The organism is Enterobacter cloacae complex sp. 402C9 (assembly GCF_050030745.1).
GTDB classification, from domain to species: domain Bacteria; phylum Pseudomonadota; class Gammaproteobacteria; order Enterobacterales; family Enterobacteriaceae; genus Enterobacter; species Enterobacter intestinihominis.
In genome coordinates this window covers 899,515-916,593 of record NZ_JBLGUW010000001.1, presented here as the reverse complement: position 1 = coordinate 916,593, position 17,079 = coordinate 899,515, and the positions used below count along the sequence as shown (strand labels likewise).

Sequence of the window (17,079 nt, the reverse complement as noted above, 5' to 3'; positions counted from 1 at the left end):
AACCGGGCGTGTAAAGTTACGTACTGAAATTAACGGCCAGAGATAGGCGGTACGAAGACCACGCCCATATCCCATGGCTGTTCAATCCAGGTATCCTGCGGGATATCAATGACGTAATCATCAACCAGGGGACGACCCGCTGGTTTCGCGAAGATAGTGACGAAGTGCGCTTTTGGATACATTTCGCGGATAGCCACAGCGGTACCGCCGGTGTCCACCAGATCGTCGATAACGATAAAGCCTTCACCGTCGCCTTCCGCGCGCTTCAGCACTTTCAGCTCACGCTGGTTATCGTGGTCATAGCTGGAGATACATACGGTATCGACATGACGAATACCCAGCTCACGTGCCAGCAGCGCCCCCGGTACCAGACCGCCACGGCTGACGGCAATAATGCCTTTCCACTGTTCGGAAGGCATCAGACGCGCAGCCAGTTTGCGTGCGTGAATCTGCAACATGTCCCAGGTGACGACGTATTTTTCGCTCATGTGAAGTGTCCCAGCCTGTTTATATACGGCTTAAAAAAATGAGGGTGAACCAGGTTGCGCGAGATTATAGAGATCTGACGCACTAAAAACCAGTGTTACGCGCCATGAGCCTGAGTTTTTACATGCTTAATGCTACCAGCCACGGGAGAAAGTGGTATTCTCAGATGCATCTCGCAAGCCCGTCTTGTGGTAACGATTAACCTGCTAACCCAGTGACCTGCAACATTGTTTTGCAGCGCAACGACAAGGAGACCTATCGTGTCTGAACTGTCTCAATTATCTCCACAGCCGCTGTGGGATATTTTTGCCAAAATCTGCTCCATTCCGCACCCTTCCTATCACGAAGAACAGCTTGCCGAACATATTATGGGCTGGGCAAAGGAAAAAGGTCTGCACGCTGAGCGCGACCAGGTTGGCAATATTCTCATCCGCAAACCTGCCACCGCAGGTATGGAAAACCGTAAGCCAGTGGTATTGCAGGCGCACCTGGACATGGTTCCGCAGAAAAACAACGACACCGTTCACGACTTCACAAAAGACCCGATTCAGCCGTACATCGACGGTGAGTGGGTGAAGGCGCGCGGCACGACCTTGGGCGCAGATAACGGTATTGGTATGGCTTCCGCGCTGGCCGTGCTGGCTGACGACAGCGTTGAACACGGTCCGCTGGAAGTGCTGCTGACCATGACTGAAGAAGCGGGCATGGATGGCGCGTTCGGTCTCCAGGCAAACTGGCTGCAAGCGGACATTCTGATCAACACCGACTCCGAAGAAGAAGGTGAGATCTACATGGGCTGCGCGGGCGGGATCGATTTCATCTCTACCCTGCAGCTGTCCCGCGAAGCGATCCCTGCTGGATTCGAGACCTTTAAGCTGACGCTGAAAGGGCTGAAAGGCGGTCACTCCGGCGGCGATATCCACCTGGGCCTGGGCAACGCCAACAAACTGCTGGCGCGTTTCCTGGCGGGCCATGCCGCTGAACTGGATCTGCGTCTGGTGGACTTCAACGGCGGCACTCTGCGTAACGCGATCCCTCGCGAAGCCTTCGCGACCGTGGCGGTGCCTGCGGCGAAAGCGGATGAGCTGAAAAACCTCTCCAGCCTGTATCTGGATATCCTGAAAAACGAGCTGTCTGAGAAAGAGAAAAACCTGACGGTGGTACTGGAGTCCGTTACAACGGATAAAGCCGCGCTGACCACTCAGTCTCGTGACACGTTCGTCCAGTTGCTGAACGCAACGCCAAACGGCGTGATCCGCAATTCTGACGTCGCAAAAGGCGTGGTTGAAACCTCCCTGAACGTGGGCGTAGTGACCATGGGCGACGACAGCGCAGAGATCATTTGCCTGATCCGTTCCCTGATCGACAGCGGTAAAGAGTACGTTGTGAGCATGCTGGAATCTCTGGGTACCCTGGCGGGCGCGAAAACGTCTGCAAAAGGCAGCTACCCTGGCTGGCAGCCGGATGCAAGTTCTCCGGTCATGGCACTGGTGCGTGAAACTTATCAGAGACTGTTCAACAGCACCCCGAACATTCAGGTTATTCACGCGGGTCTGGAATGTGGTCTGTTCAAGAAACCGTATCCGGATATGGACATGGTCTCCATCGGGCCGACCATCACGGGGCCACACTCCCCGGATGAGCAGGTTCACATTGAAAGCGTCGGTCACTACTGGACGCTGCTGACTGAGCTGCTGAAAGCAATCCCTGTTAAGTAATAAGCCGTTTGATGCCCGGTGGCGCTTCGCTTACCGGGCCTACGATTAGCCTAATCTACAGTCCCAGCACCAGCTGACGCTCCAGCTGCGGATCCAGCAATGTGACGTGCAGCCCCACCAGCCTTACCCCTCGTCCGCCCCGCCGCTCTTCCCATGCCTTTTTTGCCGTCGCAATAAGATCCTCTTTGTTGAGGCGTGGCCAGACGTGCTCCTGCGTCGTCTGCTGAAAATCGTTAAATTTCAGTTTGATGCCCTGTCGTGCAATAAGCAGATCTGGTTTGACCTTCAGTAAGCGTCGTTCAAGCTCAGGATAGAGTTGTTCCGTAATAATGGTTTCACACTCTGTCCAGTCATGGATATCTTCGCTCAGCGTGCGTTCAACGCCGACCGATTTACGCAGCCGTTCGTTGTTCACATCCCGGTCATCAATGCCCTGACTGCGTTCCCACAGTACGCGGCCAAACTTACCAAAACGCTTAAGCAGCAGCGCCAGATCGCTGCGCTGAACGTCTTCACAGGTGCGTAGCCCCATACTTTCCAGCTTCGCGGCGGAGACTTTGCCCACGCCGGGGATTTTGCTGAGCGGCAGCGTCTTTAAAAACGCCGGAACCTCTTCCGGGGTGATGACGTACTGGCCGTTGGGCTTATTTAAATCGGAGGCGATTTTGGCGAGAAATTTTATCGGCGCGACGCCTGCCGATGCCGTCAGGTTCAGCTCGTTAAAAATAGTCTGGCGGATCTCCTGCGCCATCAGGGTGGCAGAGCCGTGGCAGTGCACGCTGTGGGTGACATCCAGATAGGCTTCATCCAGCGATAACGGTTCAATCAGAGAGGTGTAGCGGGAGAAGATCTCCCGAATGTGGCTCGATGCTTCTTTATAGGCATCAAAACGTCCGGGCAAAAGAGTGAGATGCGGGCACAGTTTTAGCGCCATCGCTGTCGGCATGGCGCTGCGCACACCGTATTTGCGAGCAGGATAGTTGGCGGTGCTGATGACACCGCGCTGAACCCGGCTGCCGCCAATGGCGATGGGAATATCCCGCAGCGCCGGGTTGTCACGCATCTCCACTGCGGCAAAAAAGCAGTCCATATCGACATGGATTATTTTGCGCATAGTAAGCCCTCACTCATTACTGGATAAGTATACAGTAAACAAATGAGGGTTGAGAAGTGTGCGTGGGAATTGTCGGGTGGCGGCGTTGCCTTACCCGACATACAAGACTAAATAATGCGTTGCTGCTCGCGAGCCATCCGTTTTTTTCGCGCATCGCACGGTTCCGGACAATCGCACACTTTTTCCATTCCGATGGAAGATATACCTCCACAGCTGCCCTGAATGCTTTTACGCTTGATGATCCAGCCTAAGGACATCCCGAATATCACCAGTACAAACACCGCAAAGGTCGCCAGAAAGGTCAGCATAATCAGCCTCCGAAATCATCGAGCATGATGTTCTCATCTTCCACGCCAAGATCTTTTAGCATCTTAATCACGGCAGCGTTCATCATTGGCGGGCCACACATATAAAACTCGCAATCTTCCGGTGCCGGGTGCTGTTTGAGGTAATTTTCATACAGCACGTTGTGGATGAAGCCCGTATAACCTGTCCAGTTATCTTCCGGCTGCGGATCGGATAACGCCACATGGAAGGTAAAGTTAGGGTTATCACGTGCCAGTTGTTCAAACTCATCGTCATAGAACATTTCGCGCAGTGAACGCGCCCCGTACCAGAAGCTGATCTTGCGCTTGCTGCCAAGGCGTTTGAGCTGGTCAAAGATATGCGAACGCATCGGCGCCATACCCGCACCGCCGCCGATAAAGACCATTTCCGCATCAGTGTCTTTGGCAAAGAATTCGCCGAACGGGCCGGAAATCGTCACTTTGTCGCCAGGCTTGAGGGACCAGATATATGACGACATGACGCCAGGGGGTGCATCAGGCACATTCGGCGGCGGCGTGGCGATTCGCACGTTGAGCATAATAATGCCCTTCTCTTCCGGATAGTTAGCCATGGAATAAGCGCGAAGCGCGGGCTCTTTTACTTCGGAAACAAAGCGGAAGAGGTTAAATTTATCCCAGTCGGCCCGGTACTCCTCGGGCACGTCGAAGTCAGCATACGCCACGGTATGTGCCGGACAATCAATCTGGATATACCCACCCGCACGGAACGGGACGCTCTCCCCTTCAGGAACGCGCAGCTTGAGCTCTTTAATGAACGTGGCTTTGTTATCGTTAGAGATAACTTCGCACTCCCATTTTTTCACGCCGAAGATCTCCTCCGGCAGCTCAATCTTCATGTTCTGGCGCACTGCGACCTGACACGCCAGACGGCATCCCTCTTTCGCTTCACGCTTCGTGATATGCGACAGTTCTGTTGGCAGAATATCCCCGCCACCCTCTTTCACCTTCACACGGCACTGTCCACAGGAGCCACCGCCGCCACAGGCAGACGAGACAAAAATCCCGTTGCCGGAGAGCGTATTAAGCAGCTTATCCCCTGCCGGGGTACGGATCTGATTCTGCGGATCGTCATTGATATCAATGATCACATCCCCGGAATTCACCAGCTTCGCACGCGCCGCCAGGATCAGCCCTGACAGCACCAGTACTATCAGCGTGAACATCACCACGCCAAGAATAATTTCCATCTTTTAGCCCTTATAGCTGCACACCGGAAAAGGACATAAAGCCCAACGCCATCAGGCCGGTGGTGATAAAGGTGATCCCTAAGCCACGAAGCCCCGCAGGTACGTTGGCATATTTCATTTTTTCACGGATCCCCGCCATGGTGACAATCGCCAGCATCCAGCCGATACCGGAACCGAAACCATACACAACCGATTCACTGAAGTTGTAATCGCGCTGAACCATAAATGAGACGCCGCCGAAAATGGCGCAGTTCACTGCGATTAGCGGCAGGAAGATCCCCAGTGCGTTGTACAGCGACGGGAAGTATTTATCGAGGATCATCTCCAGGATCTGAACAAGCGCCGCAATCACCCCGATAAAGGTGATGAAGTTCAGAAAGCTAAGATCAACGCCCTCCACCAGCGCGCCATCGCGAAGCACGAAGTTGAACACCAGGTTGTTAATCGGAACGGAAAGCCCCAGCACAACAGTGACCGCCACACCCAGACCGAATGCCGTCGATACCTTCTTAGAAACAGCAAGGAACGTACACATGCCCAGGAAGAAAGCGAGCGCCATGTTTTCAACAAACACCGCGCGCACAAATAAACTCAGGTAATGAGCCATTGTCGGTTACTCCTTTTCCTGCTGTTCAGGCTTCAGCGTACGAATCAGCCAGATCAGCAAACCGATAATGAAAAATGCGCTTGGTGCCAGCAGGAACAGGCCGTTCGGCAGATACCAGCCGCCGTTCTGTACCGTATCCAGCACCGGAATGCCAAACAGTTTGCCGCTGCCAATAAGTTCGCGCAGGAAACCAACCGTCAACAGGATCACACCGTAACCCAGCCCGTTGCCGATACCGTCCATAAAGCTCGCCAGTGGCGGCATTTTCATCGCATAGGCTTCAGCGCGCCCCATCACGATACAGTTGGTGATAATCAGGCCGACAAACACCGAAAGCTGCTTCGAGGTTTCATAAGCGAAGGCGCGCAGAAGCTGATCAACCACGATCACCAGCGAGGCGATGATCGCCATCTGGACAATGATCCTCACGCTGTTGGGTATGTGGTGGCGGATCATTGAGATAAACATGCTGGAAAACGCTGTCACCAGCGTTACCGCCAGCGTCATGACCACCGCCGTTTCCAGCTTGGTGGTTACCGCCAGAGCCGAGCATACGCCCAGCACCTGAAGCGTTATCGGGTTATTGGCTAAAAGTGGGCCAATCAGCACCTTTTTAACTTCTTTCAGTTCACCCGTATCAGCCATTGTTCAGCGCTCCTTCACGTACATTCTTCAGGAAGGGACCAAAGCCCAGTTCACCCATCCAGAAATCAAAGCTGTGCTGCACCCCATTAGAGGTGAGCGTAGCGCCGGAAAGGCCATCAACGGCAAATTCATCACCGGGACGCGCTCCTCCTTTCACCACCTTCAGCGCAGGCTGGCCGTTGTCATCGAGCACTTTTTTACCGACAAACTGTGCCCGCCAGTTAGGGTTCTCAACTTCGCCCCCCAGCCCTGGTGTTTCGCCCTGATCGTAATATGTAATGCCTTTGACCGTACGGCCATCGGTATCCAGCGCCACAAAGGCGTACATCATTGACCATAAACCGTTGCCATAGATGGGCAACACGATTTCCTGGATGCGCTTTTGCTCGTCGCGGACGAGGTAAATCTCCGCGACATTGCTGCGGCGCTTAATGCCTGCCGGATCCTGCGAGGCGTCAAGCATGGTGCTCATCTGCGGATCTTTTAGCGCCAGCGCCTGGTTATATTTCGCCGGGTCTTTATCCATTAACTCCCCGGTTTTTAAATCCACCAGCCGTGCGGTAATGCGTTCGGCAAACACCGCTGCGACGTCATCCTTCGTCATGCCTTCCTGCATCAGCCCGGCAACGGCAAGGATGTTACGCTGTTTATCCAGCGCACGTTGCTCCTGCTGTAGCGGTTTCAACCCAACGGCAGAACCGGCCACGACAATGGAACAGACCAGACACAGTACCAGCACCACCAGCAGCGTTTTGCTGATACTGTCGTTATTTTTGATCTCAGCCACGCGCCTTCCTCCGCTTAATGTTGGCGCGCACGACCAGGTAGTCGAACAGCGGCGCAAACAGATTGGCAAACAGAATGGCCAACATCATCCCTTCCGGATAGGCCGGGTTGACCACGCGAATCAGTACACACATCACCCCAATGAGCGCGCCGTAGCACCATTTTCCTCTGTCGGTAAACGAAGCCGAGACCGGATCGGTGGCCATGAACATCATGCCAAACGCAAAGCCTCCCAGCACGAGGTGCCAGTACCACGGCATGGAGAACATCGGGTTAGTGTCTGAACCAATAAAATTGAAAAGCGTGGCGGTGAGGACCATCCCAAGCATGACGCCAGCGACAATGCGCCAGGACGCCACGCGGCCAAAGAGGATGATGGCTCCGCCGATCAAAATCATCAGGGTAGACACTTCACCGATGGAGCCTGGAATATTGCCAATAAACGCATCATACCAGGTGACAGGCTGTCCGGTTGCATTGTTAACCAGCGTTTCGCCGCCACCTGCCGCCCACTGTGAAAGTGGCGTCGCGCCGGAGAATCCGTCTGCTGCCGTCCACACCAGGTCGCCCGAGATTTGCGCCGGATAAGCAAAGAACAGGAACGCGCGCCCTGCCAGTGCCGGGTTGAGGAAGTTGCGTCCGGTCCCGCCGAAGATCTCCTTGGCAATCACCACGCCAAAGCTGATCCCCATCGCCGCCTGCCAGAGCGGCAGCGTTGGCGGAACAATCAGCGCAAACAGAATAGAGGTAACAAAGAAGCCCTCGTTGATCTCATGTTTGCGAATAATAGCGAACAGAACCTCCCAGAAACCGCCCACAATAAAGACAGTCATATAGATGGGGAGGAAGAAGACAGCGCCCAGCGTCATCATGCTGATCCAGCCTGCATCTGCCGCAAAGCTCACCCCCAGCGACTGCGCCAGACGATAGTGCCAGTCAGACTGAATCACCTGCGCCAGCTGCTCTGCATCGTACATATGGTGCAGCGCCGGAATAGTCTGCAACCCAACGTTATACATCCCCCAGAACATGGCCGGGAAGACCGCAAACCAGACCAGAATCATCATTCGCTTGAGGTCGATGGCGTCGCGAACGTGCGCCGCGCCTTTCGTCACCAGACCCGGCGTGTAGAAAATGGTCGTTGTCGCTTCATACAGCGGGTAGTACTTTTTGAGCTTCCCTTCGGTAAAGTGCGGCTCAATTTTTTCAAAGAGGTGTTTTAAGCCCATGGTTATCCTTCCTGCTCAATGCGGGTTAACACCTCGCGCAATACGGGTCCATATTCGTATTTACCTGGACACACATAGGTACACAGCGCCAGATCTTCCTCGTCCAGCTCCAGACAGCCCAGCGCCTGGGCACCGTCGGTATCGCCAGCCAGCAGATCGCGCAGCAGCACAGTGGGCAGAATATCCAGCGGCATCACGCGTTCGTAGTTGCCAATCGGGACCATGGCGCGCTCACCGCCGTTGGTGCTGGTGGAGAAGTTAAACAGCTTACGACGCAAAAAGTGGCCGAGCGTGGTACGGGTTACCGAGTATTTTTCCGCGCCAGGCAGCACCCAGCCGAACAGCTCTTTCTCGCGCCCTTCAAGCACCACGCTCACCTGAAGATGGAAACGACCCAGCCAGGCCATCGGGCCTGTCGCGTGTCTGCCGCTCAGCACCGAGCCGGAAATAATGCGGTTTTCACCTTCTTTCGTTTCGCCAGCCAACAGCGCCGTCAGGTCTGCCCCAAGCAGCGTGCGAACCAGACGCGGTTGGGTTGCCTGAGGGCCGCCGATGGCAATAATGCGTTCTGCGCACAGCTCACCCGTGGTGAAGAGCTTACCGATAGCGATCACGTCCTGATAATTAAGATGCCAGACCTGTTTCGTCAGGCTTACCGGCTCCAGGAAATGAATATGCGTTCCCACCAGCCCGGCCGGATGCGGGCCGGCAAATTCATTAAAGGCGACCTGCCCTTGCGGATGCCCGCCCAGCTTACCGCCGCTGGCCTGGCAGACATGCACTTTGCCCGGCGTCAGGCGCGTTAACACGGTGAGGCCGGCATCGAAAGCTTTGCGTTCCGCCAGGATAAGAGGCTGCGGATCCGCGCTGAGCGGGTTAGTATCGATGGCCGTAACGAAGATAGCGGCTGGCACAGTGCCAGGTACGGGCGTTTTGCTATAGGGACGCGTGCGAAGCGCCGTCCACAGTCCTGACTCCAGCAGTTGCGTCTGCACCGCGTCGTGGCTGAGGGTAGCGAGATCGGCGGCGTCAAAACGCGCAAACTCGCGTTTTTCGTCACCTTCAATTTGAATGACAACCGACTGCAGGACGCGACGCTCACCACGATGGATGGCGGCAACGGTGCCGCTGGCAGGGGCTGTAAACATAACGCCAGGATTTTTTTTATCCTCGAAGAGTGCCTGGCCTTTTATTACACGATCGCCTTCCTGTACCAGCATCGCGGGGCGCATGCCCACGTAATCATCACCCACAATAGCGACATGATGAATACTGGCGCCGGTCGTTACGTGCTGTTCAGGCACGCCAGAGATTGGCAGATCGAGTCCTTTTCTGATTCTAAACATGTGGTTAGCAGGTATCCATGAACAACAATCCAGAGAGGCCGGAGTGTACCATTTTCGGCCCTGCCAAGGGCAGTAAATCCGCCGTCTGGCGCGCCGAAATGCGAGCTATTGCGCAAAGTTCCTGGAGTCAGGACAATATGAATGGGTTATAAAGTAAAACTAATTTGTAAACGCAAAGGTTGGCTCTTGCGAAAATCTCCATCGGTGCTAATGTGAGCGCTCCTGTCCAGATTAGTCTGATTTCGGGTGTCTTTTGCCGTTCTGGCAAGTTGGTCATTGTTTTATCAAGGAACCAGTAGTATGCGTAAAATCGCATTGTTCATTGCGATGCTTCTGATACCGTGCATGTCGTTTGCCGGGCTGCTTGGCAGTAATAGTTCAACGACGCCGGTCAGCAAAGAGTATAAACAGCAGTTGATGGGATCCCCTGTTTATATTCAAATCTTCAAGGAAGAGCGCACACTCGATCTGTTTGTCAAAATGGGCGAGACGTATCAACTGCTCGATAGCTACAAAATCTGTAACTATTCTGGCGGACTGGGGCCGAAACAGCGCCAGGGTGACTTCAAAAGTCCGGAAGGGTTTTACAACGTTCAGCGTAACCAGCTAAAACCGGACAGCCGCTTCTATAAAGCGATTAACATCGGTTTCCCCAATGCCTTCGACCGTGCGCACGGTTACGAAGGGAAATACCTGATGATCCACGGCGCCTGCGTGTCTGTCGGCTGTTATGCGATGACGGATTCCGGCATTGATGAAATCTTCCAGTTTGTCACGGGCGCACTGGTCTTCGGCCAGCCGAATGTTCAGGTCAGCATCTATCCGTTCCGTATGACGGATGCCAACATGGCGCGCCATAAGTACTCTGTTTACACAGATTTCTGGAAACAGCTAAAACCGGGTTATGACTACTTCGAGCAGACCCATAAGCCGCCGGTGGTGTCCATCGTCAATGGCCGTTACGTGGTGAGTAAACCGCTCAGCCATGAAGTGGTTCAGCCTCAGCTGGCGTCAAATTACGCGGTCCCCGAGACAAAATAGCGCCCACTCGCCTGGCATGATCTTTTGCCAGGTTTCGTTGCCCGTCAGCGGCTGCGTTGCAATGACAGTGACCACATCGTTCGGTGTGGTCTCCTTCTGAAAATCAATTTCCACATCCTGATCGAGCAGCGTGGCGACGCCAAACGGCGCACGTCGGGTGATCCAGAACAGATTCGTCGAGCAGAATGCCATCACGTAGCGTCCGTCAGACAGCAGCATATTAAACACGCCCTTCTCGCGTAACTCAGACGCCAGTGACGCTATGTACTTAAATACTGCGGTCATGTTGCCGGGCGTACGGGGGTAGCGCTCGGTCAGCTTGTGCAGCAGCCAGCAAAATGCTTTTTCGCTGTCCGTTTCACCGACAGGACGAAAATTGCCGGTTTCCAGTGATTTATAGCCCGAGAGCTGCCCGTTGTGCGCATAGGTCCAGTTACGTCCCCACAGTTCACGGGTAAACGGATGGGTATTTTCCAGCGCCACTTCGCCGCGATTGGCCTGGCGGATATGGGCGATCACCGAACAGGATTTAATAGGATAGTCCTGCACCAGTCTGGCAATGGGTGAGTTAAAGCTGGGCTGTGGATCTTTAAACGTGCGACATCCTTTGCCTTCGTAGAAGGTAATGCCCCAGCCGTCTTTATGCGGCCCGGTTCCTCCACCGCGCTGAACCAGCCCGGTGAAACTAAAGCAGATATCGGTTGGCACATTGGCGCTCATCCCGAGCAGTTCGCACATAGAACACCTCCACAACAGCGGGGGGCACCGGCGCCCCCCAGCGAAGTCTTACTTAACCATCTCTTTTTCGATCAGTTGGATCAGGATGTGGATCACTTTGATGTGAATTTCCTGAACGCGATCCGCATAACCGAAGTGTGGTACACGGATTTCAATGTCCGCTGTACCGTCCATCTTACCGCCATCTTTCCCGGTCAGGGTGATCACTTTCATGCCCTTCTCACGCGCGGCGGCGATCGCTTTGATCACGTTAGCGGAGTTACCGGACGTGGAGATCCCCAGCAGCACGTCGCCTTCACGGCCTACGGCTTCAACGTAGCGGGAAAAGATATGGTCGTAACCGAAGTCGTTGCCTACACAGGAGATGTGGCTCACGTCGGAAATCGCAATCGCCGGGTAGCCCGGACGGTTTTCGCGATAGCGTCCGGTCAGCTCTTCGGCGAAGTGCATGGCGTCACAATGGGAACCGCCGTTACCGCAGGAGAGCACTTTACCGCCGGCTTTGAAGCTGTCGGCAAGCAGGACCGCCGCGCGCTGAATAGCGTGAATATTGGCATCATCTTTCAGAAAATTCGCCAGCGTTTCCGCCGCTTCGTTCAGTTCGTTACGAATAAGATCCTGGTACATGAGGATAATCCTTCAGTATTGATGAAATAACACAGTGGAGTGTACCGGATAGCAGTAAAAGCGAGAAGCTAAAGCCATGCGAATCGTCCGGCGTTTTGATTTTTTGTGCCGGCTAAAACGCGAACAATGTGAACCAGGTTGTAATTATTTTGTAAACACATTGCTAAAGGAAATGACATCAACTACAACCATATCATCACAAGTGGTCAGACCTCCTACAAGCAAGGGAGCTTTTCTTTATGATGATTTTGAGCATTTTCGCAACCGTTGTGCTGCTCGGGGTGTTGTTCTATCACCGTGTCAGTTTATTCCTGAGTAGCCTGATTCTTCTGGCCTGGACGGCTGCACTTGGCGTCGTTGGCCTGTGGAATATCTGGGTACTTGTTCCCCTGGCAATCATTTTGCTGCCGTTTAACCTGACGCCGATGCGTAAGTCGATGATCTCTGCGCCGGTGTTCAAGGGATTCCGTAAAGTGATGCCGCCGATGTCGCGCACGGAGAAAGAAGCGATTGATGCGGGCACGACCTGGTGGGAAGGCGATCTGTTCCAGGGCAACCCGGACTGGAAAAAGCTGCACAACTACCCGCAGCCGCGTCTGACCGCCGAAGAACAAGCCTTTATTGACGGCCCGGTGGAAGAAGCCTGCCGCATGGCGAACGATTTTGCCATCACTCACGAAATGGCCGACCTGCCGCCTGAGCTGTGGGCATATCTGAAAGAGCATCGCTTCTTCGCGATGATCATTAAGAAAGAGTACGGCGGTCTGGAATTCTCCGCTTACGCTCAGGCTCGCGTCCTGCAAAAACTGGCGGGTGTTTCCGGGATCCTGGCGATCACCGTTGGCGTGCCAAACTCCTTAGGCCCGGGTGAGCTGTTACAGCATTACGGTACGGAAGAGCAGAAAGATCACTATCTGCCGCGTCTGGCGCGTGGTCAGGAAATTCCGTGCTTCGCGCTGACCAGCCCGGAAGCCGGTTCTGATGCCGGTGCGATCCCGGATACTGGCGTGGTCTGCATGGGCGAATGGCAGGGCGAACAGGTGCTGGGCATGCGCCTGACCTGGAACAAACGTTATATCACCCTGGCGCCTATCGCCACCGTACTCGGTCTGGCGTTCAAACTTTCTGACCCGGAAAAATTGCTGGGCGGTGATGAAGATCTGGGCATTACCTGTGCGCTGATCCCAACCTCGACCCCGGGGGTTGAAATTGGTCGTCGTCATTTCCCGCTGAACGTACCGTTCCAGAACGGCCCGACTCGCGGTCAGGATATCTTTGTGCCGATTGACTACATCATCGGTGGTCCGAAAATGGCCGGTCAGGGCTGGCGTATGCTGGTGGAATGTCTGTCGGTGGGCCGCGGCATTACCCTGCCGTCGAACTCTACCGGCGGTCTGAAATCGGTGGCGATGGGGATTGGGGCTTACGCGCATATCCGCCGTCAGTTCAAAATCTCCATCGGCAAGATGGAAGGTATCGAAGAGCCGCTGGCGCGCATTGCGGGCAATGCCTACGTGATGGACGCCGCAGCCTCGCTGATTACCTACGGTATTATGCTGGGCGAGAAACCCGCCGTGCTGTCGGCAATTGTGAAGTACCACTGTACCCACCGTGCACAGCAGTCAATTATTGATGCAATGGATATCGCAGGCGGTAAAGGCATTATGCTTGGCGAAGGCAACTTCCTGGCGCGCGGCTATCAGGGCGCACCGATTGCCATCACCGTGGAAGGGGCAAACATCCTGACCCGCAGCATGATGATCTTCGGCCAGGGGGCGATTCGCTGCCATCCGTACGTGCTGGAAGAGATGGCCGCCGCGCAGAATAACGACGTGGATGCCTTCGACAAGCTGCTGTTCAAACATATCGGTCACGTTGGCAGCAATGAAGTTCGCAGCTTCTGGCTCGGCCTGACGCGGGGGCTGACCAGCGCGACGCCGACCCGCGATGCAACCAAACGTTACTACCAACACCTGAACCGTCTGAGCGCTAACCTGGCGCTGCTGTCTGACGTCTCCATGGCCGTTCTGGGCGGAAGCCTGAAGCGTCGCGAACGCATCTCCGCCCGTCTGGGTGATGTGCTGAGCCAGATCTTCCTGGCCTCTGCGGTGCTGAAACGCTACGACGATGAAGGCCGTCAGGAAGCGGATCTGCCGCTGGTGCACTGGGGCGTGCAGGATGCGATGTATCAGGCGGAACAGGCGATTGACGACCTGCTGGCAAACTTCCCGAACCGCTTCGTGGCGGGCGCCCTGCGCGCGGTGATCTTCCCGACCGGTCGTCACCATCTGGCACCGTCTGACAAGCTGGATCATAAAGTGGCGAAGATCCTCCAGGTACCAAGCGCAACCCGTTCCCGTATTGGCCGTGGTCAATACCTGGAACCTACCCCGCATAACCCGGTAGGTTTGCTGGAAGAAGCGCTGCTTGACGTGATGGCCGCCGACCCGATTCACCGGAAGATCTGCAAACAGCTGGGCAAAAACCTGCCGTTTACACGACTGGATGAGCTGGCAAAACAGGCGCTGGCGGGTGGCATCATCGACAACAGCGAAGCTGCGATTCTGGTGAAAGCCGAAGAGAGCCGTCTGCGCAGTATTAACGTGGATGATTTCGAACCAGAAGAGCTGGCGACTCAGCCGGTAAAGCTGCCAGAGAAGCACCGCAAACCTGAAGCGGCATAAGGTATTTTGCTCTCACAAACCCCGCCCCGCGCGGGGTTTTTTATTGCCACATTTTCTGGTAATGACGTGCTACAGTGTCAAAAAGTGTTTATTAAGGAGCCTGTATCGTGCCTGGTTTAAAGATTTCTGTTTTGCAGCAACCTTTAGTGTGGATGGACGGCCCCGCCAACCTTCGCCATTTTGATCGCCAGCTGGAAGAGATTACCGGACGCGATGTGATTGTCCTGCCGGAGATGTTCACCACAGGTTTCGCGATGGAGGCAGCAAAACAGTCCATGCCGCAGGACGAGGTGGTGGCCTGGATGCACGCCAGGGCGCAGGAAACAAACGCGCTGATTGCCGGCAGCGTCGCGCTCCAGACCGGGCGCGGACCGGTCAATCGCTTCCTGCTGGTCGAGCCGGAAGGAAACGTCCATTTCTACGATAAGCGCCACCTGTTCCGCATGGCGGATGAACATCAACATTATGAAGCCGGAAACGAACGCGTGGTATTTGAATGGCGCGGCTGGCGTATTCTGCCGCTGGTCTGCTATGACCTGCGCTTCCCGGTGTGGTCGCGCAACCGCAACGATTATGACCTGGCGTTGTACGTCGCCAACTGGCCCGCCCCACGCTCCCTGCACTGGCAGGCTTTACTGACCGCGCGCGCGATTGAAAATCAGTCTTATGTCGTTGGCTGTAACCGTGTAGGAACGGACGGTAACGGGCATCACTATCGCGGTGACAGCCGGGTGATCAGTCCGCAGGGTGAGATTATTGCCACCGCCGAGCCGCATCAGGCGACACGAATTGACGCTGAGATCTCGTTAACGGCGTTAAAGGAGTATCGGGAGAAGTTTCCGGCCTGGCAGGATGCAGATCCATTTAGCATTGGATAAGAAAAAGCCGGGTGGCGGCTGCGCCTTACCCGGCCTACAAATCAGCTCACCAACGCCTGCCCGTCTTTGCGGCTCTCCGTCGCAGCCACGTAGTGCCCTTCCGGCATACGGTAAATCACCTGCGCGCCGCCAAAATTGTAATCCTGAAGCGGATCTTCCACCACTATCTGGTGTCCGCGCTCGCGCAGCGCCGCGATGGTATTGCGATCGAAGGTCGATTCAACAATCACTTCCCTGCCCTGCACCACGCGCCAGCGCGGGGCGTCAATCGCCGCTTGCGGGTTTTGCCCGTGCAGCATAATGCGAAGCGCCATCTGCATGTGCCCCTGCGCCTGCATCGGGCCGCCCATCACGCCGAAGGACATCAGCGGTTTGCCGTTACCGTCCATCGCAAAGCCCGGAATGATGGTGTGGAAAGGACGCTTGCTGCCCGCCAGCGCGTTCGGGTGTTTGGGATCGAGCACAAAGCCGCAGCCGCGGTTTTGCAGGCTGATCCCCGTATCCGGCACCACGATCCCTGAACCGAAGCCCATAAAATTGGACTGGATAAAGGAGATCATCATCCCGCTGGAATCCGCTGCGCTGAGGTAAACCGTCCCACTTTGCGTCGGCGATCCGTACACAAAATCAGAGGCTTTATCGTGGTTGATAAGCGCGGCGCGCGACTTCAGATAATGGTCGCTCAGCAGCGCTTTGGCGGCAAACTCCATATGCTCTTCATCCGCAACGTAGCGATCGAGATCCGCCAGCGCCAGCTTCATTGCCTCTATAGAGAGGTGCAGCCCCTGCACGGAATCCGGGTGATGTTTCTCGATGCCGCACTGCTCCAGAATGCCGAGCGCAATCAGGGTGGCGATCCCCTGACCGTTTGGCGGCAATTCCTGCACCGAACCGCCCGCGAAGTCGCGCGATAGCAGTTCCACCCAGTCCACACGGTGATTCGCCAGGTCTGCTTCGGTCAGGTGTGCACCATGTGCTTTGGCGAAGGCGGCAATTTTCTGCGCCAGTTCGCCACGGTAAAACGCGTCGCCGTTGGTTTTGGCGATCAGCTCCAGTGAGTTCGCCTGCGCCGGGTTACGGAAGATCTCCCCCACGCGCGGCGCGCGGCCTTCCGGCGCAAAGCAGGCACTAAACCCGGGCTGATCTTTCAGCTTGTTGTAGCCGCGCTGCCAGAGATGGCCGATCAGCGGCGAGACCGGGAAACCGTTGCGCGCGTAATCAATGGCTGGCTGCGCGAGCGTGGTCAGCGGCAGCGTGCCAAAACGTTCAGCCAGCGCCACCCAGCCCGACACCGCACCCGGCACGGTCACCGCGTCCCAGCCGATTTCCGGTACGGCGGTTTTTCCGGCAAACAGATCCGCATGCCAGCTGGCTGGCGAACGACCGGACGCATTCAGACCGTGAAGTTTTTCACCGTCCCAGACAATGGCAAAAGCATCGCTGCCGATGCCGTTGCCGGTCGGCTCGACAACGGTCAGCGCCATGGCGGTCGCAATCGCCGCATCAACGGCATTTCCGCCCAGCTGTAGCATCTTCATTCCCGCCTGTGCCGCCAGCGGCTGCGAGGTGGCAACGGCGTTATGGCCCATCATCGGCGGGCGTCGTGAATCGTAACCGGTTGTAAAATCGAGCGCTTTGGTCATCAT

The 17,079-nt window shown here is 55.6% G+C and carries 16 protein-coding genes; 4 read left to right on the top strand and 12 right to left on the bottom strand.

Annotated features, from left to right (window positions below; genetic code table 11):
- Positions 1-29 precede the first annotated feature (29 nt).
- Positions 30-488, bottom strand: a complete 459-nt coding sequence (gene gpt, locus ACQG1K_RS04315) for a xanthine phosphoribosyltransferase (RefSeq protein WP_003863205.1) — start codon at positions 486-488, stop codon at positions 30-32.
- A gap of 258 nt (positions 489-746) precedes the next feature.
- Here gpt and pepD point away from each other — a divergent pair, with 258 nt between their 5' ends.
- Complete coding sequence (gene pepD, locus ACQG1K_RS04310; protein ID WP_126490720.1) at positions 747-2,204, top strand: cytosol nonspecific dipeptidase; 1,458 nt, start codon at positions 747-749, stop codon at positions 2,202-2,204.
- Positions 2,205-2,259: 55 nt separating this feature from the next.
- On the opposite strand, the gene dinB is transcribed toward pepD, so the two are convergent.
- The 8 genes from dinB to ACQG1K_RS04270 form a co-directional block, all read right to left on the bottom strand.
- A complete protein-coding gene (gene dinB, locus ACQG1K_RS04305; RefSeq protein WP_032624796.1) occupies positions 2,260-3,318 on the bottom strand; it encodes a DNA polymerase IV in 1,059 nt (352 codons plus the stop codon).
- Positions 3,319-3,425: 107 nt separating this feature from the next.
- Positions 3,426-3,626, bottom strand: coding sequence for a (Na+)-NQR maturation NqrM (gene nqrM, locus ACQG1K_RS04300; protein ID WP_003863212.1), 201 nt, complete (start codon positions 3,624-3,626; stop codon positions 3,426-3,428).
- 2 nt (positions 3,627-3,628) lie between these two features.
- Positions 3,629-4,852 (bottom strand): NADH:ubiquinone reductase (Na(+)-transporting) subunit F, encoded by a 1,224-nt coding sequence (nqrF, locus tag ACQG1K_RS04295; RefSeq protein ID WP_006810003.1) that lies wholly within the window; start codon positions 4,850-4,852, stop codon positions 3,629-3,631.
- A 10-nt stretch (positions 4,853-4,862) separates the two neighbouring features.
- The gene (gene nqrE / locus ACQG1K_RS04290) at positions 4,863-5,459 is read right to left on the bottom strand and encodes an NADH:ubiquinone reductase (Na(+)-transporting) subunit E (RefSeq protein ID WP_003863217.1); all 597 of its coding nucleotides are present in this window, start codon (positions 5,457-5,459) and stop codon (positions 4,863-4,865) included.
- 6 nt (positions 5,460-5,465) lie between these two features.
- Positions 5,466-6,104 (bottom strand): NADH:ubiquinone reductase (Na(+)-transporting) subunit D, encoded by a 639-nt coding sequence (locus tag ACQG1K_RS04285; RefSeq protein WP_003863219.1) that lies wholly within the window; start codon positions 6,102-6,104, stop codon positions 5,466-5,468.
- A complete protein-coding gene (locus ACQG1K_RS04280) occupies positions 6,097-6,891 on the bottom strand; it encodes a Na(+)-translocating NADH-quinone reductase subunit C (protein WP_022647144.1) in 795 nt (264 codons plus the stop codon). Before ACQG1K_RS04280 ends, ACQG1K_RS04285 begins: the two co-directional genes overlap by 8 nt.
- Entirely contained in the window at positions 6,884-8,119 is a 1,236-nt protein-coding gene (locus tag ACQG1K_RS04275) for an NADH:ubiquinone reductase (Na(+)-transporting) subunit B (protein ID WP_367076087.1), read from the bottom strand. The genes ACQG1K_RS04280 and ACQG1K_RS04275 overlap by 8 nt, the downstream gene beginning before the upstream one ends.
- Positions 8,120-8,121: 2 nt before the next feature.
- Positions 8,122-9,465: a Na(+)-translocating NADH-quinone reductase subunit A gene (locus ACQG1K_RS04270; protein ID WP_022647142.1), complete on the bottom strand. Its 1,344-nt coding sequence runs from the start codon at positions 9,463-9,465 to the stop codon at positions 8,122-8,124.
- 300 nt (positions 9,466-9,765) lie between these two features.
- Here ACQG1K_RS04270 and dpaA point away from each other — a divergent pair, with 300 nt between their 5' ends.
- Positions 9,766-10,506: a peptidoglycan meso-diaminopimelic acid protein amidase gene (gene dpaA, locus ACQG1K_RS04265; RefSeq protein WP_006810008.1), complete on the top strand. Its 741-nt coding sequence runs from the start codon at positions 9,766-9,768 to the stop codon at positions 10,504-10,506.
- On the opposite strand, the gene ACQG1K_RS04260 is transcribed toward dpaA, so the two are convergent.
- Together ACQG1K_RS04260 and lpcA are read right to left on the bottom strand one after the other, a co-directional pair.
- Complete coding sequence (locus ACQG1K_RS04260) at positions 10,477-11,244, bottom strand: class II glutamine amidotransferase (RefSeq protein ID WP_017383120.1); 768 nt, start codon at positions 11,242-11,244, stop codon at positions 10,477-10,479. The two genes, dpaA and ACQG1K_RS04260, sit on opposite strands and share 30 nt — an antisense overlap.
- Positions 11,245-11,292: 48 nt before the next feature.
- Entirely contained in the window at positions 11,293-11,871 is a 579-nt protein-coding gene (gene lpcA / locus ACQG1K_RS04255; protein WP_003863232.1) for a D-sedoheptulose 7-phosphate isomerase, read from the bottom strand.
- 239 nt (positions 11,872-12,110) lie between these two features.
- Between lpcA and fadE the strand changes: the two genes are divergently transcribed.
- Entirely contained in the window at positions 12,111-14,555 is a 2,445-nt protein-coding gene (fadE, locus tag ACQG1K_RS04250; RefSeq protein WP_367076091.1) for an acyl-CoA dehydrogenase FadE, read from the top strand.
- A gap of 107 nt (positions 14,556-14,662) precedes the next feature.
- A complete protein-coding gene (locus ACQG1K_RS04245; RefSeq protein ID WP_367076093.1) occupies positions 14,663-15,433 on the top strand; it encodes an amidohydrolase in 771 nt (256 codons plus the stop codon).
- A gap of 41 nt (positions 15,434-15,474) precedes the next feature.
- On the opposite strand, the gene ACQG1K_RS04240 is transcribed toward ACQG1K_RS04245, so the two are convergent.
- Positions 15,475-17,076, bottom strand: a complete 1,602-nt coding sequence (locus tag ACQG1K_RS04240) for a gamma-glutamyltransferase family protein (RefSeq protein WP_367076102.1) — start codon at positions 17,074-17,076, stop codon at positions 15,475-15,477.
- Positions 17,077-17,079 lie beyond the last annotated feature (3 nt).